Annotated in this window: 11 protein-coding genes; 10 read left to right on the forward strand and 1 reads right to left on the reverse strand. The window is 55.7% G+C overall.

All coding sequences use genetic code 11. The annotated features are described in order from the left end of the window. The first annotated feature begins 29 nt into the window (after window positions 1–29). The 10 genes from R1T41_RS11485 (at window position 30) to ftsY (ending at window position 22,637) form a co-directional block, all read left to right on the forward strand. Window positions 30–14,570, forward strand: coding sequence for an Ig-like domain-containing protein (locus tag R1T41_RS11485; RefSeq protein ID WP_317337149.1), 14,541 nt, complete (start codon window positions 30–32; stop codon window positions 14,568–14,570). A gap of 158 nt (window positions 14,571–14,728) precedes the next feature. Next, window positions 14,729–14,863 (forward strand): 50S ribosomal protein L34, encoded by a 135-nt coding sequence (gene rpmH, locus R1T41_RS11490; RefSeq protein ID WP_007091264.1) that lies wholly within the window; start codon window positions 14,729–14,731, stop codon window positions 14,861–14,863. 16 nt (window positions 14,864–14,879) lie between these two features. Continuing rightward, window positions 14,880–15,326: a ribonuclease P protein component gene (gene rnpA / locus R1T41_RS11495; protein WP_309471143.1), complete on the forward strand. Its 447-nt coding sequence runs from the start codon at window positions 14,880–14,882 to the stop codon at window positions 15,324–15,326. After that, on the forward strand, window positions 15,323–15,625 hold the full coding sequence (yidD, locus tag R1T41_RS11500; RefSeq protein WP_062950731.1) for a membrane protein insertion efficiency factor YidD: 303 nt from the start codon (window positions 15,323–15,325) through the stop codon (window positions 15,623–15,625). Before rnpA ends, yidD begins: the two co-directional genes overlap by 4 nt. A 60-nt stretch (window positions 15,626–15,685) precedes the next feature. Then, window positions 15,686–17,401, forward strand: coding sequence for a membrane protein insertase YidC (gene yidC / locus R1T41_RS11505; RefSeq protein ID WP_297011868.1), 1,716 nt, complete (start codon window positions 15,686–15,688; stop codon window positions 17,399–17,401). 55 nt (window positions 17,402–17,456) lie between these two features. Further along, window positions 17,457–18,119 (forward strand): ribosome biogenesis GTP-binding protein YihA/YsxC, encoded by a 663-nt coding sequence (gene yihA, locus R1T41_RS11510; RefSeq protein ID WP_007091260.1) that lies wholly within the window; start codon window positions 17,457–17,459, stop codon window positions 18,117–18,119. Between the two features lie 37 nt (window positions 18,120–18,156). Continuing rightward, complete coding sequence (gene argB, locus R1T41_RS11515; RefSeq protein WP_317337161.1) at window positions 18,157–19,086, forward strand: acetylglutamate kinase; 930 nt, start codon at window positions 18,157–18,159, stop codon at window positions 19,084–19,086. A gap of 153 nt (window positions 19,087–19,239) precedes the next feature. Beyond that, window positions 19,240–20,265, forward strand: a complete 1,026-nt coding sequence (locus R1T41_RS11520; protein ID WP_317337162.1) for a GGDEF domain-containing protein — start codon at window positions 19,240–19,242, stop codon at window positions 20,263–20,265. Window positions 20,266–20,457: 192 nt separating this feature from the next. Next, window positions 20,458–21,705 carry a tRNA (N(6)-L-threonylcarbamoyladenosine(37)-C(2))-methylthiotransferase MtaB gene (gene mtaB / locus R1T41_RS11525; RefSeq protein WP_062958617.1) on the forward strand — a complete coding sequence of 416 codons (1,248 nt, stop codon included), beginning with the start codon at window positions 20,458–20,460 and terminating at the stop codon, window positions 21,703–21,705. Further along, the gene (ftsY, locus tag R1T41_RS11530; protein ID WP_317337163.1) at window positions 21,702–22,637 is read left to right on the forward strand and encodes a signal recognition particle-docking protein FtsY; all 936 of its coding nucleotides are present in this window, start codon (window positions 21,702–21,704) and stop codon (window positions 22,635–22,637) included. Before mtaB ends, ftsY begins: the two co-directional genes overlap by 4 nt. Here the strand turns inward: ftsY and R1T41_RS11535 are convergent. Continuing rightward, a complete protein-coding gene (locus tag R1T41_RS11535; protein ID WP_317337164.1) occupies window positions 22,634–23,992 on the reverse strand; it encodes a diacylglycerol/lipid kinase family protein in 1,359 nt (452 codons plus the stop codon). The two genes, ftsY and R1T41_RS11535, sit on opposite strands and share 4 nt — an antisense overlap. Window positions 23,993–24,000: the final 8 nt, after the last annotated feature.

Here is a 24,000-nt window from a genome sequence, read left to right on the forward strand (position 1 = left end):
CTTCCCGCATTTCTCGGAGAATGGGTTAGATGGCGGACGATCCTCGCGACGCAGAAGACACTCGCAACGAACTGGGCGGCAACCGATCAGACACCGGTACCGGCGGTGATGATCTTATGCGTGATGATCGCGGGGACGATGATGCGGACGAACATGTCGAACTGCATGGCGATCAGGATGGTGACGGGGCCGGTTCCAACGAACAGCTTGGCAATGTTCATTACGGCAATCAGGTCAATAACCCGCAAGGCGAACAGCAGCGCGAGTTTCGCCGCCGCAATGCCGGTGAAAAGCGGGCAGAGGAAACAATCCAGGCCGAGGCGACCGAGAAGCAGACTCTGGCCGAGTCCAAGCGCACAGAACTTGAAAACAACATAGACACGGTTGGCGAGGGATCTGAAACCGCTGATGGCAGTTCCGGCCGGGACCCGATCTCCCTTCGTGGTGGTGAAACAGGCAGTCCGCAGAACCTGCAACCGGTTTCCACACCGGACACAACAACGATTCCTGGCGCGCGTGAAGGTGGTCGAGGCCGATCGGGAGAAAATTTTGAACCCGATTTCGTTGCGCAGGCAACGCCAGAAGCTTCTGAAAACGCGGCACCTGCAGGCGCGGTTGCCTCTGACGACGCAAATGACGCTCTGGAGGAGGAGCCTCAGGTCGAAGTAGCAAAAGTTGCTGATGCACCCAGCCTGTCGGCAGCAGATGTTATCGGTGATGAAGACAGCGCGATCTCGCTTGACGTGTCCGCAGCTCTTCGTGACCTTGATGGTGGAAACGAAACACTCTCGATCACGATCTCGGGTGTGCCTGATGGCGCGGTTTTGTCAGCGGGCACGAATAACGGTAATGGTATCTGGACGCTGACGCCGGGGCAGCTCGCGGGTCTTACGATAACGCCGGGCGAAAATTACAACGGCAGTTTCGATCTTTCGGTGACCGCAACCAGTACCGAGGCAAACGGCAGCAAATCCTCCACAAGCACATCCTTCACGGTTGATGTCGCGGCTGTTGCGGATGGTGCGACGCTGGATGTCAGCGATGCATCTGGCGAGGAAGACAGTGCGATAGCTCTGTCGATTGATACCGAACTGCTTGACGCGAACGAGGGCATCTCGATCACCATCTCAGGCGTGCCCGATGGTGCAACCCTGTCTGCCGGAACCGATAATGGAGATGGAACCTGGACCCTTGATGTCGCCGACCTCGACGGCTTGACGATCACACCGGGCGAAAATTTCAGCGGCAGCTTCGATCTGACCGTATCTGTCTCGACAATTGACGGCACGGATAGCGCAGTCGTAGTCGAAGAGATTACGGTTGATGTTGCCGGTGTCGCGGATGCGCCGACATTGGCGGCTTCTGATGCAAGTGGTTCCGAAGATTCGGCTATTACGCTGAATATCGATGCGGGCCTCATGGACGGTTCAGAAGTCCTGACCATCACGATTAGTGGTGTTCCGGATGGTGCAACCCTGTCGGCGGGTACTGACAATGGTGATGGCACCTGGACGCTGGCTTCGGGTGACCTTGACGGTCTGACGATCACGCCAGCAGACGATTTCTCCGGCAGCTTCGAGCTTGGTGTGACCGCAACGTCGGCAGATGGTTCTGATGTAGCAACCACGACAGGCTCAATCACGGTCGATGTTGCCGGTGTCGCTGATGCGCCGACATTGGACGTTTCTGATGCCAGTGGTTCGGAAGATTCTGCCATAGCACTTGATATCGACGCGGGTATGACGGATTCCAGCGAAGTCCTGACGGTCACGATTAGTGGCGTTCCGGAAGGTGCGACCCTGTCTGCGGGTACTGATAATGGTGACGGTAGCTGGACACTAAGTCCCGATCAGCTTGCAGGACTGACGATTACCCCGGCGGATGATTTTAGCGGATCGTTTGATCTGACGGTGACGGTGCAGTCGGCTGATGATGACGATGTTGCGACCACAACAGGCAGCATTACGGTTGATGTTGCCGGTGTCGCCGATGCCCCGACGTTAGACGTTTCGAACGCTAGTGGTTCCGAAGACAGTGCCATTGCACTGGATATCGCTGCAGGTCTGACAGATGGATCCGAAGTCCTGACGGTTACGATCTCCGGCGTGCCGGATGGAACGACATTATCGGCGGGTACCGATAATGGTGATGGCACATGGACGCTCGATGCGGACGATCTTGAAGGTCTGACAATTACCCCGGCAGATGACTTTAGCGGATCGTTTGATCTGACAGTTACTGCGCAGTCTGCCGATGGCGAAGACGTTGCGACGACTAGTAGTACGATCACGGTCGATGTTGCTGGTGTTGCTGACACTCCGACGCTTGATATTGCGGATGCATCAGGTAATGAAGATTCAGCCATTACGCTCGACATTGATGCAGGTCTGACAGATGCATCCGAAGACCTGGCCATCACAATCTCTGGTGTTCCGGAAGGTGCGAGCCTGTCTGCGGGTACTGATAATGGTGACGGTAGCTGGACTCTAAGTCCCGATCAGCTTGCAGGCCTGACGATTACACCAGCGGATGATTTTAGCGGATCGTTTGATCTGACAGTTACTGCGCAGTCTGCCGATGGTGAAGACGTTGCAACTTCGACGGATACGATCACGGTTGATGTTGCAGGTGTTGCTGACACTCCGACGCTGGAAGTTTCGAACGCCTCGGGTAACGAAGACGGTGCTATCGCACTGGATATCGATGCGGCTCTGACGGATGGTTCCGAAGTCCTGACGGTCAGGATCTCTGGCGTTCCGGATGGTGCTACCCTGTCTGCGGGTACAGATAATGGTGACGGTACATGGACGCTGGGTTCGGATGACTTTGACGGTCTGACGATCACGCCTGCGGATGACTTCAGCGGATCGTTTGATCTGACCGTCACCGCGCAATCTGAGGATGGCAGCGACATTGCGACAGCGACGGATACGATCACGGTTGATGTTGCTGGTGTTGCTGACACTCCGACGCTGGGAGTTTCGAGCGCCTCGGGTAACGAAGACGGTGCTATCGCACTGGATATCGATGCGGCTCTGACGGATGGTTCCGAAGTCCTGACGGTCATGATTAGTGGCGTGCCAGAAGGCGCGACTTTGTCGGCGGGTACTGAGAATGGTGATGGCACTTGGACGCTGGCTTCGGATGACCTTGACGGTCTGACGATTACGCCAGCGAATGATTTCAGCGGCTCGTTTGATTTGACGGTGACCGCGCAGTCCGCAGATGGCGACGATGTCGCGACCACAACGGGTAGCATTACTGTTGATGTTGCTGGTGTGGCAGATAACCCGACACTTGATGTTGCGGATGCCAGTGGATTCGAAGACAGTGCGATTGCTCTCGATATTGACGCGGGCTTGGTGGACTCCAGCGAAGTTCTTTCGGTCACGATTAGCGGTGTTCCTGACGGAGCAACCTTGTCGGCTGGTACCAATAATGGCGATGGCAGCTGGTCATTGTCTGCTGAGGACCTGGATGGTTTGACGATCACGCCTGCGGATGACTATAGCGGATCGTTTGATCTGACGGTCATCGCGCAGTCTGCCGATGGCGAAGACGTTGCGACGACTAGCAGTACGATCACGGTCGATGTTGCAGGTGTTGCTGACACTCCGACGCTGGGAGTTTCGAACCCCACTGGTTCCGAAGACAGCGGCATTGCACTGGATATCGATGCGGGTCTTACAGATTCATCTGAAGTATTGACCGTCACGATTAGTGGCGTGCCGGAAGGCGCGACTTTGTCTGCAGGTACCGATAATGGAGACGGCAGCTGGACATTGTCTGCTGCGGATCTGAACGGTTTGGCTATCACGCCAGCGGATGATTTCAGCGGCTCGTTTGATTTGACGGTGACCGCGCAGTCCGCAGATGGCGACGATGTCGCGACCACAACGGGTAGCATTACTGTCGAAGTTGCTGGTGTGGCAGATAACCCGACACTTGATGTTGCGGATGCATCTGGCAGTGAAGATTCAGCCATCACGCTCGACATTGATGCTGGTCTTACAGATTCATCTGAAGTTCTGACTGTAACCATCTCCGGTGTGCCGGATGGCGCGACTTTGTCTGCCGGAATCGATAATGGTGACGGCAGTTGGACATTGTCTGCTTCGGATCTGAACGGTCTGACGATCACGCCTGCGAATGACTTCAGCGGATCGTTTGATCTGACAGTTACTGCGCAGTCTGCTGATGGCGAAGACGTCGCCACCATGACGGATACGATTACGGTTGACGTTGCAGGCGTTGCTGATGCGCCGACATTGGAGCTCTCTGACGCAAGTGGTTCCGAAGATTCGGTTATTGCGCTGGATATTGATACGGATCTCACGGACTCTAGCGAAGTTTTGACCGTCACGATTAGCGGCGTTCCGGAAGGTGCGACCTTGTCTGCCGGTACCGATAACGGTGACGGTAGCTGGACAATGTCGGCGGCTGACCTGAACAGTCTGACGATTACCCCGGCGGATGATTTCAGTGGATCGTTTGATCTGACGGTGACCGCGCAGTCAGCGGATGGTGACGATGTTGCTACCACAACAGGCAGCATTACGGTTGATGTTGCCGGTGTCGCCGATGCGCCGACTTTGAACGTCTCTGAGTCGAGTGGTTCGGAAGATTCAGCCATCGCGCTCGACATTGATGCTGGTCTAACAGATTCATCTGAAGTTCTGACAGTCACCATCTCCGGTGTGCCGGATGGTGCGACTCTGTCTGCGGGTACTGATAATGGTGACGGTAGCTGGACACTGAGTTCCGATCAGCTTGCAGGCCTGACGATTACCCCGCCAGACGAATATTGGGGATCATTTGACCTCGGTGTGACTGTTACTTCGACTGATGGAACGGACAGCCAGAGCGTTTCGAATACCATAACCGTTGATGTCATATCGGACGGGCGAGAGACCATCATTGGCAGCGATGGCAAGGATCAGATCACCGGCGGTGATACCGACGATTACATCGAAGGCGGCTGGGATCACGACAGCATCGCATCGGGTGCGGGCAACGATACGGTTTATGGTGGTGATGGCCATGATACGATTGATGCCGGTGCCGGAGACGATAGCGTTCATGGTGGTACCGGGCACGATACGATTGCCGGTGGCGAGGGGAATGATTACCTCGACGGTGGCAGTGGCGAAGACATCATCACTGGTGGTGCCGGGGATGATACCCTTGAAGGCGGTAGCGGCAACGACACGCTTGACGGGGGCGAAGGCACCGATGTGCTGTCGGGCGGTTCGTGGGATGATACGCTGATCGGATCGGGCGGCGATACGCTTGATGGCGGATCGGGCAACGACATTCTTGAATATACAATCGAGCCCGAAAGCGGACAGACTGGCCTTGTTGATGGCAGCGGGGATACCGACATCCTCAAGCTTCATCTGACAGGAGAACAGCTTTCCGATCCGGATGTCCTGAGTGCTTTGCAGGAACTGCAAAATCACATCGATGGCGGAGAGCGGAGCAGTCTGACACTCACCGCACTTGGGGTTGAGATTGTGAATATAGAAGAGCTTCAGGTCTTTGTTGACGGTGAAGCTTTTAACCCGCTTGCCGATGCGCCGGAGCTTGAGGTGGACAATGCCTCGGGCAACGAAGATACGGCAATCGATCTTGATATTGATGCCGCGCTTTCGGATGCGACCGAGACGTTAAGCGTGACGATTTCCGGCGTGCCGGAAGGTTCCACTTTGTCCGCGGGAACCAACAACGGTGATGGCAGCTGGACGTTAAACCCGGAACAACTTGAAGGGCTTGCAATTACGCCCCCTAAGGATTACGCGGGCAGCTTTGATCTGACGGTCAGGGCCACATCCGTGGCAGGTGGCGATAGTGCGGCGACCGAGACTTCTGTCACGGTCAATGTTTCCGGTGTTGCTGACACTCCGACGTTGGAAGTTTCGAACGCCGCTGGCTCCGAAGACGGTGCTATCGCACTGGATATAGATGCAGGTCTGACAGATGCATCCGAAGTCCTGACGGTCACGATCTCTGGCGTTCCGGATGGAGCTACCCTTTCTGCGGGTACCAATAATGGCGATGGCAGCTGGACACTGTCTGCTGAGGACCTGAATGGTCTGACGATTACGCCTGCTGATGACTTCAGCGGCTCGTTTGATCTCAGCGTGACAGCTCAGTCTGCAGATGGCGAAGACGTTGCAACTTCGACGGATACGATCACGGTTGATGTTGCAGGCGTTGCAGATGCCCCGACGCTGGAAGTTTCGAATGCTTCGGGTGCCGAAGACAGTGCCATCGCTCTCGACATTGATGCTGGTCTGACGGACAGCTCCGAAGTTCTCTCTGTTACGATTAGTGGCGTGCCAGAAGGTGCTACCTTGTCCGCCGGTACCGATAACGGTGACGGCAGCTGGACACTATCGGCGGCCGACCTCAACGGCCTGTCGATTACCCCGGCGGAGGACTTTAGTGGTTCATTTGATCTGACAGTCACCGCTCAATCTGCGGATGGCAGCGACATTGCGACAGCGACGGATACGATTACGGTTGATGTTGCCGGTGTTGCGGATGCTCCGACGCTCGGCGTCAGTGATGCCAGCGGCAACGAAGACAGTGCCATTGCTTTGAATATTGACGCTGGTTTGGCTGATTCCACTGAAACGCTGACAATTACGATTAGCGGGGTCCCAGAAGGTGCGACGCTGTCGGTAGGTACTGACAACGGTGACGGTACATGGACACTGACAAGTGATGAACTGGAAGGTATCAGCGTTACACCGCCGTCTGATTTCAGCGGTAGTTTTGACCTTGAAATTACTGCAAGTACGCAGGATGGCACCGATATCGCATCGGTTACCGACACCGTTATGGTGGACGTGGCCGGTGTGGCCGACGCGCCGATGCTTGATGTCAGTGACGCGTCTGGCAACGAGGACAATGGTATCGCCCTCGACATCGACGCCGCTCTTGCTGACAGCTCGGAGACTCTCACTGTCACCATTAGGGGTGTTCCGAATGGCGCGACCCTGTCGGCAGGGACCGATAATGGCGACGGGACCTGGACGCTGGGTTCGGATCAGCTTGACGGTCTGACGATTACGCCTGCGAATGACTTCAGTGGTTCGTTTGATCTTGATGTGACGGCGTCCTCTGCCGATGGTTCAGATGTTGCAACGACGACCGGCAGCATCACTGTTGATGTCGCTGGTGTTGCGGATGCGCCGACGCTGGAAGTGTCTGACGCCTCTGGCGACGAAGACAGTGCGATTGCACTTGATATTGACGCAGGCCTGACGGACAGCTCAGAAGTACTGACAGTGACCATCTCCGGTGTTCCGGATGGGGCAACCCTGTCTGCGGGCACCGATAACGGAGATGGCACCTGGACGTTGACCCCTGCACAGCTTGAAGCTCTTACGATCACACCATCGGAAAACTATTGGGGCAACTTTGAGCTGACCGTTACGGCCACATCGGTTGATGGTGAGGACAGTGCAAGCATCTCACAGGTGCTGCAGATCGAAGTGATTGACGATCCGAATGAGAGCGTGATTGGTACGGCCGGTTCTGATGAAATCACGACCGCTGAGGGTAATGATTATGTAGAAGCCCTGAGCGGCAACGATATTATCAATTCCGGTGCAGGTAATGATACCAACTATGGCGGCAGCGGCGATGACATTATTGATGCAGGCGAGGGTAATGATATCGTCTATGGCGGCAGCGGCCATGACATCATTGATGCCGGTCAGGGTAATGATACCGTCCATGGCGGCAGCGGACGTGACACGATCAGCGGCGGCGAGGGTGAGGATTATATCAATGCCGGTGGCTCGGATGACATTGTAACTGGCGGTGCCGGAGACGACACGATCTACGGTGGCAACGGTCGTGACACGATTTCGGGCGGCGACGGCAGTGATTACATCAATGCCGGAAATTCTGATGACATCGTGACCGGTAATGCGGGCAATGACACCATATTGGGGGGCTCGGGCAAGGATACCCTGGACGGTGGAGACGGCACGGATACGCTTTATGGCGGTAATTCGGACGACACGCTGACAGGGTCGGGCGATGACAGGCTTTATGGCGAGGCCGGAAATGACGAGATCAATTACACCGTCGATCTGAGCGCAGAGGGAACCGGCATTGTCGATGGCGGTTCAAACACCGATACATTGAAGCTTTATCTGAGTTCGGATCAGCTTTCAGGCGATGGTGTTCTTGAAGCATTGCAGGACCTCAAAGCCCATGTCGAAAGCGGAGATGGCGGCAGCCTGATGCTTGACGCACTCGGGGTCGAGGTCAGCAATATCGAGAATCTCGAAATTTATGTCGATGGTGCGTCCTATAACCCGGCGGCGGAGGCCCCGGCACTGGATGTCGCTGATGCCACGGGGGCCGAGGATGGCGGCGCGATTGCCCTTGATATTGATGCATCGCTTGGCGACGCAACCGAAATCCTGAGCATCACCATTTCTGGTGTGCCCGAAGGTGCCACCCTGTCCGCCGGTACCAATAATGGCGATGGCAGTTGGACGCTGGAGGCCGCAGACCTTGAAGGTTTGACGATTACACCGGCCGATGATTACAGCGGTGCATTCGATCTTACCGTTACGGCAACTTCAAGTGCTGGCGATGACAGTGCATCGACCAGCCAGGTCATCACTGTTGATGTCAGCGCAGTTGCAGATACACCGACTTTGACCGTGTCGGATGCATCGGGCAGCGAAGACAGCGCGATTGATCTGGATGTCGATGCCGGGCTGACAGATACCAGCGAAACGATGACCATCACCATCAGTGGTGTTCCCGATGGGGCCAGCCTGTCGGCTGGGACCAATAACGGTGATGGCAGCTGGACATTGAGCGCGAGTGATCTTGAAGGTCTGAGCATCACCCCGAGCGGTGATTACAGCGGCAGCTTTGATCTGACCGTCACGGTAACATCGCAGGACGGCAACGACACGGCATCGATCAGCGATACCATTACGGTTGCTGTCGCCGGTGTCGCGGACAAGCCAGCACTGGATGTATCAAATGTATCCGGCACCGAAGACAGTGCCATTGCGCTCGATATCGATGCCGGCCTGACAGATGCATCTGAACTCCTAACCGTCACGATCAGTGGCGTTCCGGAAGGTGCCGCCTTGTCGGCAGGTACGGATAACGGCGATGGCAGCTGGACCTTGTCGGCGGCCGACCTGAACGGACTGACGATCACACCAGCGGATGACTTCAGTGGATCGTTTGATCTGACCGTCACCGCGCAGTCTGCGGATGGCAACGATATCGCCACCGCGACGGATACGATCACGGTTGATGTTGCAGGTGTTGCCGATGCTCCGACGCTGGAAGTTTCGGATGCCTCTGGCTCGGAAGATTCTGCGATTGCACTCGACATCGATGCAGGCCTGACGGATTCCAGCGAAGTGCTGACGGTAACCATCTCTGGTGTCCCGGAAGGGGCAACTTTGTCCGCGGGCACCGATAACGGTGACGGCACATGGACTCTTGGTTCCGATCAGCTTGCAGGCCTGACGATCACGCCAGCGGATGACTTCAGCGGATCGTTTGACCTGACCGTCACCGCGCAGTCGGCTGATGGTGATGATGTTGCGACCACAACAGGCAGCATTACGGTTGATGTTGCCGGTGTTGCCGATGCGCCGACGCTGGAAGTTTCGGATGCATCTGGTAACGAAGATTCGGCCATTGCGCTCGATATTGACGCAGGCCTGACGGACAGCTCCGAGGTTCTGAGTGTCACGATCAGCGGCGTGCCGGAAGGTGCGACGTTGTCTGCCGGAACCAACAACGGCGATGGCAGCTGGACATTATCTGCTGCCGACCTGAATGGTTTGACGATCACACCAGCGGATGATTTTAGCGGATCGTTCGATCTGACGGTGACTGCGCAGTCAGCGGATGGCAGCGACATTGCGACAGCGACGGATACGATCACGGTTGACGTCACAGGTGTTGCCGATAAACCGACGCTTGATGCCGCAGATGCCTCTGGCTCGGAAGACAGCGCGATTGCGCTCGATATTGACGCAGGTCTGACAGACAGCTCCGAAGTTCTGACGGTTACGATCAGTGGTGTGCCAGAAGGTGCAACCTTGTCGGCTGGAACCAATAATGGTGACGGCAGCTGGACGCTGTCAGCAACCGACCTCAACGGCCTGTCGATTACCCCGGCGGAGGACTTTAGTGGTTCATTTGATCTGACCGTCACCGCGCAGTCTGCTGATGGCAGCGATATCGCCACCGCGACGGATACGATTACGGTTGATGTTGCGGGTGTCGCCGATGCGCCGACACTGGAAGTATCCGATGCAAGCGGATACGAAGACAGGACAATTGCGCTGGACATCGATGCGGGCGTAACGGATTCGAGCGAAGCCTTGACCGTTACCATTTCCGGTGTCCCGGATGGTGCAACCCTGTCGGCAGGCACGAACAATGGTGATGGAAGCTGGACTCTTGATGCTGGAGACCTGGATGGTCTCAGGATCCGTCCGGTTCACAACTATAGTGGTTCGTTTGATCTTGGTGTCACGGCACAATCTGCGGATGGAAGCGATATTGCCAGCGCAAGCGGCATCATCACAGTTGAGGTTGCGGGCGTTGCCGACAGGCCATTGCTTGATGTGTCTGATGCATCGGGCAATGAAGATTCAGCTATCGCTCTGGATATTGATGCATCGCTCACCGATGATAGCGAAGTTCTGACAGTTACGGTAAGCGGCGTTCCGGAGGGAGCCATCCTCTCGGCAGGCACCAATAATGGCGATGGCAGCTGGACGCTGGGGGCTGACGACCTTGAAGGTCTGACGATCACCCCGCCTGAAAACTTTAGCGGTTCTTTCGACCTTTCTGTTGTTGCCCGGTCCACAGACGGAGATTCTTCGGCATCGACATCAGACCCAATTCGGTTAACGCGCACCCCACGTTTTGGAAGCAACACGATCACCGTAGAGGTCGCGGGGGTTGCCGATGCCCCGACACTTGATGTTGCGGACGCCAGTGGTTCCGAAGACAGCGCAATTGCACTTGATATTGATGCAGGCCTGACGGACAGCTCCGAAGTTCTGAGTGTCACGATCAGCGGCGTGCCAGAGGGCGCGACCCTGTCAGCCGGTACCGATAACGGTGATGGCAGCTGGACTCTAAGTCCCGATCAGCTTGCAGGCCTGACGATTACCCCGTCGGATGATTTCTCCGGCAGCTTCGAGCTTGGTGTGACGGCAACGTCTGCCGATGGCGAAGATATCGCGACCACAACGGGCAGTATTACTGTTGATGTCGCAGGTGTCGCCGATGCCCCGACGTTGGATGTTACGGATGCATCTGGCAACGAAGATTCTGCGATTGCACTCGACATCGATGCAGGCCTGACGGATTCCGGCGAAGTGCTGACGGTAACCATCTCCGGCGTTCCGGAAGGTGCGACCTTGTCTGCTGGAACAGATAACGGTGATGGCACATGGACGCTGGGTTCGGGCGATCTTGAAGGCCTGACGATCACGCCAGCGGATGATTTCTCCGGTAGCTTCGAGCTTGGTGTGACGGCAACGTCTGCCGATGGCGAAGATATCGCGACAACAACGGGCAGTATTACTGTTGATGTCTCGGGTGTTGCCGATGCTCCGACGTTGGATGTCTCTGACACCCGTGGCTCGGAAGATTCTGCGATTGCACTCGATATTGACGCAGGCCTGACGGACAGCTCCGAAGTTCTGAGTGTCACGATCAGCGGCGTGCCAGAAGGTGCGAACCTGTCTGCCGGCACCGATAATGGTGATGGCAGTTGGACACTGTCAGCAATCGACCTGAACGGCCTGACGATCACGCCAGCGAATGATTTTAGCGGATCGTTTGATCTGGCGGTCACCGCGCAATCTGCCGATGGCAGCGACATTGCTACCACAACAGGCAATATTACTGTTGATGTCGCAGGTGTCGCCGATGCCCCGACGTTGGATGTTACGGATGCATCTGGCAACGAAGATTCTGCGATTGCACTCGACATTGATGCAGGCCTGACGGATTCCAGCGAAGTGCTGACGGTGACCATCTCCGGTGTTCCGGAAGGTGCAACCTTGTCCGCCGGTACCGATAACGGTGACGGCAGCTGGACACTGTCGGCGGCTGACCTGAACGGTCTGACGATCACACCAGCGGATGACTTCAGCGGATCGCTTGACCTGACGGTCACCGCGCAGTCTGCGGATGGCAACGATATCGCCACCGCGACGGATACGATCACGGTTGATGTTGCAGGTGTTGCCGATGCTCCGACGTTGGATGTCTCTGACACCCGTGGTTCGGAAGATTCTGCCATTTCGCTTGATATTGATGCAGGCCTGACGGATTCCAGCGAAGTCCTGACGGTGACCATCTCGGGTGTTCCGGAAGGTGCGACCTTGTCTGCGGGTACAGATAACGGTGACGGCAGTTGGACACTGTCGGCGGCTGACCTGAACGGTCTGACGATTACACCAGCGGGTGACTTCAGCGGATCGTTTGATCTGGCGGTCACCGCGCAATCTGCCGATGGCGAAGATATCGCGACCACAACGGGCAGTATTACTGTTGATGTCGCAGGTGTCGCCGATGCGCCGACGTTGGATGTTACGGATGCATCTGGCAACGAAGATTCGGCGATTACGCTCGACATTGACGCAGGCCTGACGGACAGCAGCGAAGTTCTGAGTGTCACGATCAGCGGCGTGCCTGAAGGTGCGACCCTGTCTGCGGGTACAGATAACGGTGACGGCAGTTGGACACTGTCGGCGGCTGACCTGAACGGTCTGACGATCACGCCAGCGGACGACTTCAGCGGATCGTTTGATCTGGCGGTCACCGCGCAATCTGCGGATGGCAGCGACATTGCGACCACAACAGGCAGTATTACGGTTAATGTTGCCGGTGTCGCCGATGCGCCGACACTTGATCTGTCTGATGCCGCTGGGGACGAAGGCAATGCTGTTGCGCTTGATATCGACGCGGCATTGACCGACAGCAGCGAGACCCTGACGATTATCATCAGTGGTGTGCCGCGTGGGGCGACTCTGTCTGCCGGGACTGATAACGGGAATGGTACCTGGACGCTGAGTGCGGCACAGTTGAGTGGCCTGACCCTGACACCGGCAAGTAACTATTTCGGCACGTTCGAACTGACGGTATCGGCCCAGTCGCGTGATGGTCGCGATACGGCCACAACGACCGCGATCCTTCTGGTTACGATCGAGGAAGAAGTCGCCGATCCGAATGAAACCCGTTGGGGCACGGAAGCAAACGAAACATTCCAGACCGGTTCCGGCAATGACACCATCGGTGCGGGGGGCGGGAATGACACCATCTGGACCAACGCTGGCAACGATACGATCTGGGCCGGGAACGGTAATGACGTGATTTATGCCGGTGACGGTGATGACAGCATTACCGGCGATGGCGGGAACGATTATATCAATGCCGGTGCAGGCAACGACACCGTTCATGGTGGCGAAGGCACAAATACGATCTATGCCGGTGAGGGGAATGACTATGTCACTGGCGGCAGCGGCGATGACAAGATCCATGCCAGCGGCGGTGACAATATCATCTATGCCGGTGAAGGCGCGAATACCGTTCAGACCGGTGCGGGTAACGACACCATATATACCGGCAGCGGCAATGACACCATTGTCGGCGGTGATGGCAACAACATCGTCAATGCCGGGGAAGGCGATAACCGCATCTGGACGGGCACCGGCAATGACACGATCAGTGTTGGCAGCAAAGACGACTATGTTGATGCCGGGGACGGCAACAACACGATCACGGGTGGCGAAGGCCGGAACACCATCCTGAGCGGCAGTGGTGATGACAGCATCACGACCGGTAGCGGTAAAGATACGGTCGCATCCGGTGACGGGAATGATCGCATTGATGTTGGCGGCGGGGACAACACTGTCTGGGGCGAAGGCGGTAACGACTCCATTCATGGTGGATACGGTGATGACACCTTCCTTGGCGGCGACGGTAACGACATCCTGAACGCGGACGGCGGGTCGAACTATTTTGACGGTGGATCGGGCAACGATACGCTAACCACCGGCTGGGGGCGCGATACGCTGTATGGCGGGTCGGGTAACGACACGATTGATGGCGGGGGCGACAGAGACCGTCTTTACGGTGACGATGGAAATGACACCCTGACTGGTGGTGCCGGGAACGATACCCTGTTTGGCGGGGCCGGAAACGATATGCTGCTGGGCGGGGATGATGACGATACCCTGATCGGCGGCACCGGGGATGACCGTCTTTACGGCGGTGGCGGGTCGGATCTGTTTATTTTCAACATGGGTGATGGTTCTGATCATGTGGATGGCGGGGCCAACGGATGGACTACCGATACCATCGAATTGCATGGTGCGGATGGCGGTAATATCGATTCGAGTGACTGGACCCTTGTTCTCGATGAAGGAAGCATTACGAAATCGAAACACAACTATATGGAACTATCCACCGATTCGTCGGGAACCATTGTGTTTTCTGATGGAACCGAGTTGACATTTTCCAATGTCGAACGTATCGAGTGGTGACGAAAAGACGATTTGGATGCCGTCGGGACGCAATCTCGGCGGCATTGCCGGTTTTCTGGGGGAATTCACCCTGTCGCGATTGACAGCCATGGTGTGAAGTCCTATACAGCGGACCTCGAATTTTATCGGATTACCTTTATTAGAACGGAGTAAGTGCAGTGAAGCGCACCTACCAGCCAAGCAAACTCGTACGGAAACGCCGCCACGGCTTCCGTTCCCGCAGCGCGACCGTCGGTGGCCGCCGTGTGCTGACCGCACGCCGCGCCAAGGGCCGCAAGCGTCTGTCGGCCTAATGTTGTGACCGTTTCGGTGGAACGCTTGAAAAAGCGCGCAGAATTTCTTCGCGTCGCAGGCACCCGCCGGAAATGGGTTACACAGGGATTGATCCTTCAGGGCGCTCCGCGTCCCGGGATCAAACCGGACACAGAATACGCCGGTGAAGATCGACTCGCACGAGTCGGATTTACTGTCACCAAAAAGGTGGGCAAGGCCGTCGTTCGCAATCGCGTTCGGCGGCGTTTGCGTGCTGTGGCGGACCAATTGATGAGCGAAATGGCATTGCCCGGTTGGGATTATGTCGTGATCGGTCGTCAGCAGACCATCGACCGGGATTTTGAAAAACTGGTCGATGATATGCGGTTTGCCCTGCGGCGTATCCCTGATGCCAAACCTTCCGCCCCGGATGGTCAGCGCCCCCGCAAGGGACGCGGATCAAATTCCGGTGGTGCGACGAAGGCAGGAGACTCTGCCAAATGAGTAACCTTCCCGGATCGAATGTGGGCCCCTTGGCGCGTCTTCTTCAAATCGCGGTTCGCGGCTACCAGCTCTTTTTATCGCCCTATATCGGGTGGTCCTGCAGATATCAGCCGACCTGTTCGGCCTATATGATGGAGGCCCTTGCCCGCCATGGGGCAATAAAAGGCGGCTGGATGGGTTTTAAACGGATAATGCGTTGCCATCCATGGGGTGGTCATGGTTATGATCCCGTGCCCGGATGTGGCTGTGAACAAAACAAAGCGCCGTCGGAGGATGAACTCCGGTTAACGGCGCTTTAGTCATGTAAATAGAATACCGGTCAGGCGTTCTTCGCCGCCGGACGAAAGCGGAAAGAGGCGATGAACGAACAACGTAACCTGTGGATTGCGATTGCAGCTTCGGTCGCAATCCTTGTCGGGTTCCAATTCTTTTTCGCTCCCGAACCTGCTCCGCAGGATCGAGAAGCGCAAGTTCGCGAACAACTTGACGTCAATGGCAATACTGCACCGCAGACTGCCTCGAATGTGCCCAGCGTGCCGGGTGGTGCTGCGCCGGCGGCTCCGGTCGTCAACCGCGATGCCGCGCTGGCAAAAGCTCCGCGTATCAAGATCGAAACCCCGCGTGTCGAGGGTTCGATCCGTCTGGTCGGTGGTGTGATTGACGATATCCAGTTGCAGGATTACCGCGAAACCGAAGAACCGGACAGCCCGCTGATCCACGTTCTGAACCCGACCGGTAGCGACAATGCATACTTCGCCGAATTCGGCTGGGTTGCCGCCGACAAATCTGTCAGCGTTCCGAACAGCGATACCCAGTGGACCGCAAGCTCCAACGAACTGACGCCAGCAAAACCCGTCACGTTGAGCTGGGATAATGGCAGCGGCCTGACCTTCAATCGCGAGATTTCGATCGACGAGAATTATATGTTCTCGATCAAGCAGTCGGTCAAAAATGACAGCGGTTCGGATGTCACCCTGTATCCCTACGGTCTGATTTCGCGCAAGGGCAAGCCGACCACGGCAGGGTTCTACATCCTGCATGAAGGTCCGCTTGGTGTCATTGACGGTACCCTGACCGAAATCGATTATGACGATCTTGCCGAAGACGGTGCCGTGGAAAAGAAAACCACCGGCGGCTGGCTTGGCATTACCGACAAATACTGGCTGGTTGCGCTTGCGCCGTCCTCGGACGAGGCACTGACCACCCGTTTCAGCCATCACGTTGCTGAAAATGCCGACAAATATCAAACCGACTATCTTGGTGCGGCCCGCACGGTTGCGGCCGGTGCCGAAGCCGCTTCGGAAACCCGTTTGTTTGCCGGTGCCAAGGAAGTGTCGCTTCTTGATCAGTATGCCAATGACTATGGCATCAAGAATTTCGACCTCGCGATTGATTTCGGCTGGTTCTACTTCCTGACCAAACCGTTCTTCCTGTTCCTGCAGTGGCTGAACCATCTGGTTGGCAACTTCGGTGTTTCCATCCTGATCTTCACGGTTCTTGTGAAGGCAGTGATGTACCCACTTGCCAACAAGTCGTACAAATCCATGAGTGCGATGAAGAAACTGCAGCCGCAAATCACCAAGATGCGCGAGCAGTTTAAGGATGACCGTCAGCGTCAGCAGCAGGAAATGATGGCGCTTTACAAGCGCGAGAAGATCAACCCTGCTTCGGGTTGCCTGCCGATCGTGGTACAGATTCCGGTGTTCTTCGCACTTTACAAGGTGCTGTTCGTGAACATCGAAATGCGTCACGCACCGTTCTTTGGCTGGATTCAGGACCTTTCGGCTCCGGATCCGACCTCGCTGTTCAATCTGTTTGGCCTGATCCCGTGGGATCCGCCGCAGATGCTGATGATCGGTGTATGGCCGCTGATCATGGGGATCACCATGTTCCTGCAGCAGAAACTGAACCCGGCACCGGCTGATCCGACGCAGGCCAAGATCATGATGTTCCTGCCGCTGATCTTTACCTTCATGCTGGCAAGCTTCCCGGCGGGGCTTGTGATCTACTGGGCATGGAACAACCTGCTGTCGATCGCACAACAGCGTTACATCATGTACAAAATGGGGATTTAATCCCCATCCTCTCCGCGGGGCGGGCAACCGTTCCCGCGGGGCTCAAGGAACGACAATGACCGAAGAAAAATTGCCATCGGCAACCGCAATTCCGACATTTGAATCGGCTCAGATCGAAGCCGGGCGGAAACTGTTTTCCCGCCCGGTTACTTTCATGTTGGGGGTGGCGCAGCTCGAGCAGCTGCCGCCCGAAGACAAGATCGAAATCTGTCTTGCAGGCCGGTCCAATGTCGGAAAATCCAGCCTTTTTAATGCCATAACCGGGCGTAAGGATATGGCCCGGACGTCAAACACGCCGGGCCGTACCCAGCAGTTGAACTATTTCGATCTGGATGGTGCGCTTAATATCGTCGATTTGCCGGGCTATGGATTTGCAAAGGCGCCCAAGGACATCGTTGATACATGGCAGAATGTGATCAAACAATATCTGCGCGGTCGGGTAACATTGCGGCGTGTATTTGTTTTGATCGATTCCCGGCACGGCTTCATGAAAGCCGATCTTGAAATGATGAAGATGCTTGATGAAGCTGCCGTGTCTTATCAGATTGTGCTGACCAAGGCTGACAAGCTTAAAAAAGGCCAGATGGAAAAGCGCATTCGCGAAGTGGTCGAAGCGGTAAAAAAACATCCCGCGGCCCTGTCGCAGCTTTTCGCGACATCAAGCGAAAAAGGCACCGGCCTTGAAGCGCTTCGCGCAGAAATCGCAACGCTGCTATAATCACCCGATAGCGCTCGTATAACATTGGGGAAAAGACATGAACGAAGAAGTCCGTTCTGACGAAGAAAACTCGGAATCCAGCGCGTACCGTACGCTGGCACGTGCCAAGGTTCTGTCCGAGGCCCTTCCCTATATGCGACGCTATAATGGCCAGACGATTGTGGTGAAGTATGGCGGGCACGCAATGGGTGACCCGGAACTGGCCCGCCTGTTTGCCCAGGATATGGTGCTTTTGAAGCAGGTCGGCATGAACCCGATTGTGGTCCACGGCGGTGGTCCGCAGATTGGCCAGATGCTTAAAGAACTTAACATCCAGTCGGAATTTGTTGATGGCCTTCGCGTGACGGACCAGCAGACAATTGATGTTGTCGAAATGGTTCTGGCCGGCAAGATCAACAAGGAAATCGTTTCGAACATCAACCGTGCCGGGGGTGTCAGTGTTGGTCTGTGTGGCAAGGATGCCCATCTGATCAAGGCGTGCAAATTGCAACGGACCAAACGTGACCCGGAAAGCAATATCGAGAAGGTTCTTGATCTTGGCTTTGTCGGCGAACCGGTCGAAGTCAATCCGCATGTGCTGGATTGTTTTATCAACACCGACATTATTCCGGTAATTGCACCGATAGGGGTTGGTGAAGACGGTCAGACATACAATATCAATGCTGATACGGCTGCCGGTGCGATTGCAAAGGCCGTTGGTGCCCGCCGTCTTTATATGCTGACCGACGTCAAGGGGATCCTTGATGGTGAAAAACAACTGGTCCGGGATGCGGATATCGACAGCATCAATGCAATGATCGCCGATGGTACGATCCAGGGCGGTATGATTCCCAAAACGGAAACCTGCATGGATGCGGTCCGCAACGGGGTCGAGGCCGCGGTAATTGTCGATGGTCGTGCCCCGCATGCGGTATTGCTGGAACTGTTTACCGAACGCGGTGCTGGCACAATGATCAGGGGCGGCTGATTTCAGCCGCTCAAGGTGTAGACTGCCGACAGGTTACCATTACGGATGAGTGGTCCAGCCCCGCAGATTAGGCTATGTTCTTCACGAGCAAACGCCTCTGCAGGCCTAGGGCTCTGAAATATAATGGTTAAATAAAAAGGCGGAGCACCCGTTGTGACAACGACGGATCATCATGTTTCCAAGCACTGGGACTATGCCAAGGCAACGCTTGATGCCCTGCGCGATCATGGCCTGAGGCCGACCCCCGAACTTTATCATGTCTGGTTTGTCTATTACGCAGAAGAAAACCCCGAAATTCTGCGGGTTATCGACGCGGTAAAGGCAAGTGGGGAGGCAATCGGCGAAGAAACGCTACTGCAACTTTATTACCGGTATATCTTTGACCGTCAGGCAGCCGATTTTCTTCAGCGCGGCATGGAAGATTTTTCCGATGTTGTCGAAAACAGCGATGCCAGTCTGACAAGTACGCGCGACGAACTGCGCGTTTATGGCGATGTGCTGGGCAAAGCCGAAGAATCTCTGCTGGCTGGTGAAAAGGTCGCGGAGGTCATTCGCAATGTTGCGCTGCATACCGGCCGGATGCAAACGACGGTCGAAAGCCTGCATGAACAGCTTGGCGATTATCTGAACAAGATCGCCAATCTGCAGCGTGAATTGCATGAAACCCGTGAACGGTCCTACACCGATGGCCTTACTCGGGTTTCCAATCGCATGCATTTCGAGGAAACACTGGCCAGTTGCTGTGTTGAATTTGATACCGGCAGCATTGACGAACCATTTTGCGTGATGATGGTCGATCTTGATCAGTTCAAGGTGGTGAATGACAAATATGGTCACCGGATCGGTGATGAAATTCTTGTTCTGATCGCATCCATGATCAAGGCAAACACCAAGGGCCGCGATCTGGTGGCGCGTTACGGCGGAGACGAGTTTGCAATCCTGTTGCCCCAGACACCGCTTAAGGATGCGATGATGCTGGCCGATGATATGAGCAAGCGCATCGCCGCGCGCGAGGTGCGTGCTAAATCCAGCGGAACGTCGTTCGGTCACATGACGGTTTCGGTCGGTGTGGCCGAATATGTGAAGGGCGAAGGAGCTGCCAAGGTCGTTGATCGTGCCGATAATGCGCTCTATCGGGCGAAAAAGAACGGTCGCAATCGTAACTTCGCTGCCGAATAGCCTGCCCGTCCCGTTCGGTGCATGCGTGCCATGAACCGGCCAGACTTGCATTAAAACCGCTAAAAGCGTATGAAACCAGCGCCCGGCAAGGAGGTTGAACTTGCCGGACTTTCCGTACTGGCAGCAGGTCAATAAGTGTGCCGCGCCGACGGAAGTGTTTTCCAGACTGGAATTGATCGTAAAAGGGCGAGCATGACAGAGCCGCGCGTTATTACATTTGGTTGTCGCCTTAACACCTATGAATCCGAGGTGATGCGCGACCATGCCAAAAACGCCGGTCTTGACGATGCGATCATCATCAATACATGCGCGGTTACGACCGAGGCAGAACGTCAGGCGCGGCAAAGCATCCGCCGCCTGCGCCGGGAAAATCCCGATGCCAAGATTTTTGTCACCGGCTGTGCTGTTCAGGTCAATCCCGACAAATTCGCCAAAATGACCGAGATCGACCGCATCTTTGGTAACGATGCCAAGATGAAGGCCGAAACCTTCCTGATGCCCGAGCATGAACGTGTCGTGGTCAACGACATCATGTCGGTCGAGGAAACCGCAAGCCATCTGGTTTCAGGCTTCGAAGGCCGCGCACGCGCCTTTGTGCAGGTTCAGAACGGCTGTGATCATCGTTGCACGTTCTGCATCATCCCGTTTGGTCGCGGCAATTCGCGCAGCGTACCGATGGGCGAGATTGTAACGCAGGTGCGCGAACTGGTTGCCAACGGTTACGGCGAAGTTGTTCTGACCGGGGTGGACATTACATCCTATGGTCATGATCTTCCGGGCAAACCGACATTGGGGCAGATGGCGCGCCGTCTTCTGGCACAGGTGCCTGAACTGCCGCGCCTGCGGATTTCATCCATTGATCCGGTCGAGGTCGACGAGGATATCTTCCGCCTGATCGAAACCGAACCACGTCTGATGCCGCACATGCATATCAGTCTTCAGGCCGGTGATGACATGGTGCTGAAACGCATGAAGCGTCGCCATCTGCGGCAGGATGTTATCGATTTCTGCGACAAGGTGCGCGGACTTCGGGCCGATGTAACCTTCGGCGCCGACATCATTGCAGGTTTCCCTACCGAAACCGATGAAATGGCGGAAAATACCCTGCGTCTGGTTGATGAATGCGGGTTGATTTACCTGCATGTTTTCCCCTATTCGTCGCGTCCGGGGACACCGGCGGCCCGTATGCCACAGGTGCCAAAGGATATTCGCAAAGAACGCGCAGGCGCGCTTCGCGATGCCGGGGAAATTCAGTTGAACAATTTCCTGAAATCACGGATCGGCATGATCGAGAGTGTCCTGGTGGAAAAGGAAAATACCGGCCACACCGAACATTTTGCACCCGTTCTGCTGGATCGCGTGATAGAACCGGGCACAATTGCAAAGGCCAAGGTCATCGGCCTTGAAGACGGAAAACTGAAAGCGGAGCTTGCGGGATGAGTGAAGAGGGGAAAAAAAGCTGGTTTGCCCGACTTAAATACGGGTTGAAACGCTCCTCCTCGAAACTGACCACCGGGATTGCGGATATCTTCACCAAGCGTCGTCTTGACGATGACGCGCTTGAGGAATTCGAAGATCTGCTGATTACGTCCGATCTGGGCGTGACCACTGCGGCAAAACTGGGTGCGGAACTGTCGCGCACCCGTTTCGACAAGGAAGTCGATCCCGCCGAGATTCAGGAATTCATCGCCACCGAAGTCGCCAAAATCCTTGAACCCGTGGCAAAGCCGCTGGTGATTGATACGACCAAAAAGCCCCATGTGATTCTTGTCGTTGGTGTTAACGGATCGGGCAAAACCACCACAATCGGTAAACTTGCCAAAACCTATCGCGATCAGGGGCTTAAGGTCATGATGGCGGCTGGCGATACATTCCGTGCTGCTGCGGTCGAACAGCTTAAGGTCTGGGGTGAGAGGACGGGATGCCCGGTGATTGCCCGCGATACCGCTGCGGATGCCGCCGGGCTTGCCTTTGATGCCATCGATCAGGCCCAACGCGAAGGTTATGACCTTTTGCTGATTGATACGGCGGGGCGTTTGCAGAATAAAGCGCACCTGATGGACGAGCTGAAAAAGATCGTTCGCGTCATTCAAAAACGCGATCAAGCAGCCCCGCATGACACACTTCTGGTACTTGATGCGACCACCGGCCAGAATGCCCATTCCCAGGTCGAGGTATTTTCAGAGGCCACCAGTGTCACCGGCCTGATCGTGACCAAGCTTGACGGTACCGCCAAGGGCGGGGTTGTTGTGGCATTGGCCGAAAAATTTGGCAAACCGGTTCACGCAATCGGGGTCGGCGAAAGTGCCGAAGACCTGCGTCCGTTCGATGCAAAATCATTTGCCCGCAGTCTTGCCGGGCTTGAGGACTAGGGCTGAAAATCGTTCAGGCCCGCCTGCAAGTCACGGATCAGACTTTTCATATCCATGAGTGGCGTGGATATATCGACAGGGATTTTGTCAATCGCACAGCTTCCCAGTGCATTTTCGATAAGGGATGCCTGATTTTTCAGGCCACGTGCAAGACGTTGATCCGCATCGGCAAGCATCCATGACATTGCCCGGTCACGTAACTGTTCCAGACTGTGCAAATCCGGATCTGGTGACGATGTCGGCAGGTTATAGGGCCGAAGTGCCAATTCCAGGCGGCGATTGATGTCGCGCAGGCGATTGGCGGTATCGTGGCATATGGCCTTCAGGCCACTATCGGTGGCCATGGGATATATGGCCGACAGCCGCAGCGAAAGGCCAAGTGCATCCAATGCAATGTCGTTGACGATTTCCTGATCCTGGAATGATGCAGACCGGTCTGTTTCGCCGTGAAAAGCATTTGGTGCAAAGACAGGCAGTGTTTTTGCTTCCAGTGTGAAGCGCGCAGGCAGTTTGCTTATGATTTCACCATCGGCCAGCACGGGTTCGCCATCGGCACCTTCAATGAGAATCTCATCGCATTCCTGACTGATGGCATAATTGCTGTCATCGATTGATCCAAACAGCAGTTCGGCAGCGATATCCATACCTGACAGAGTATCGACATTGGCCTGAATGGCGAACATATGCAATTTGCCATCATCAAGGCGCTTGTTCTCGCGCGGACGCAAACCGCCACCAAAATACTGTCCGTTGGTTACGGTCAATTGACGCAGTTTAAGGTTTTGTGGCGGGTTTGATCCACAGGTAACACTAAGTTCCAGCGGCTTCATTTCGTGCCAGCTTTGCCAGTTGGCCACGGCATAGCTGATCGCGCCTGTCCAGCGTTTCAGGTTCGGATCAATACGTTTCCGGGCGTCGGCAGGGACCCCGATGCTGGCGGCATTGACAAAGCTTTGTCCGTTGACCCGCCCGATATCAAGCATGGCAATCTGGCCATTGATGGCAGCGCGCGCAGCCTGAAGGATATCATCGGGAACATAAAGGCTTCGGGCAAAATCGTTTGCGGTTCCAAGCGGCAACGGAACCATAACCACGCCAGCCTTGATAACGGTATCGAGAACGGCGTTGATCGTGCCATCACCGCCACCAATCGCGACAACGTCGCCGGGTGCGCAGGATGACGTGATAAAGGTATTCATGGCGACAGGATCATCACAGAGTTCGAGTTCTGCTGTATAGCCGGCTTCCTCGAAAATGCTGCGCAACGGCTGTGCGCCGTTGTCACGCCATTCGTCTGGCATCTTGTGACGTGTCAGAAGGATGCAAACCTTGCCGGTAAGTTCGGTCGATTTCACCTGAGGGC

The sequence above is a fragment of the Thalassospira lucentensis genome, from assembly GCF_032921865.1.
In the GTDB taxonomy this organism is placed as follows: domain Bacteria; phylum Pseudomonadota; class Alphaproteobacteria; order Rhodospirillales; family Thalassospiraceae; genus Thalassospira; species Thalassospira lucentensis_A.

Coding starts and splice junctions, on each gene's coding strand:
- argB (WP_317337161.1), top strand. CDS start 18,157: ATGAACGAAGAAGTCCGTTCTGACGAAGAAAACTCGGAATCCAGCGCG.
- ftsY (WP_317337163.1), top strand. CDS start 21,702: ATGAGTGAAGAGGGGAAAAAAAGCTGGTTTGCCCGACTTAAATACGGG.
- yidC (WP_297011868.1), top strand. CDS start 15,686: ATGAACGAACAACGTAACCTGTGGATTGCGATTGCAGCTTCGGTCGCA.
- mtaB (WP_062958617.1), top strand. CDS start 20,458: ATGACAGAGCCGCGCGTTATTACATTTGGTTGTCGCCTTAACACCTAT.
- yihA (WP_007091260.1), top strand. CDS start 17,457: ATGACCGAAGAAAAATTGCCATCGGCAACCGCAATTCCGACATTTGAA.
- R1T41_RS11485 (WP_317337149.1), top strand. CDS start 30: ATGGCGGACGATCCTCGCGACGCAGAAGACACTCGCAACGAACTGGGC.
- yidD (WP_062950731.1), top strand. CDS start 15,323: ATGAGTAACCTTCCCGGATCGAATGTGGGCCCCTTGGCGCGTCTTCTT.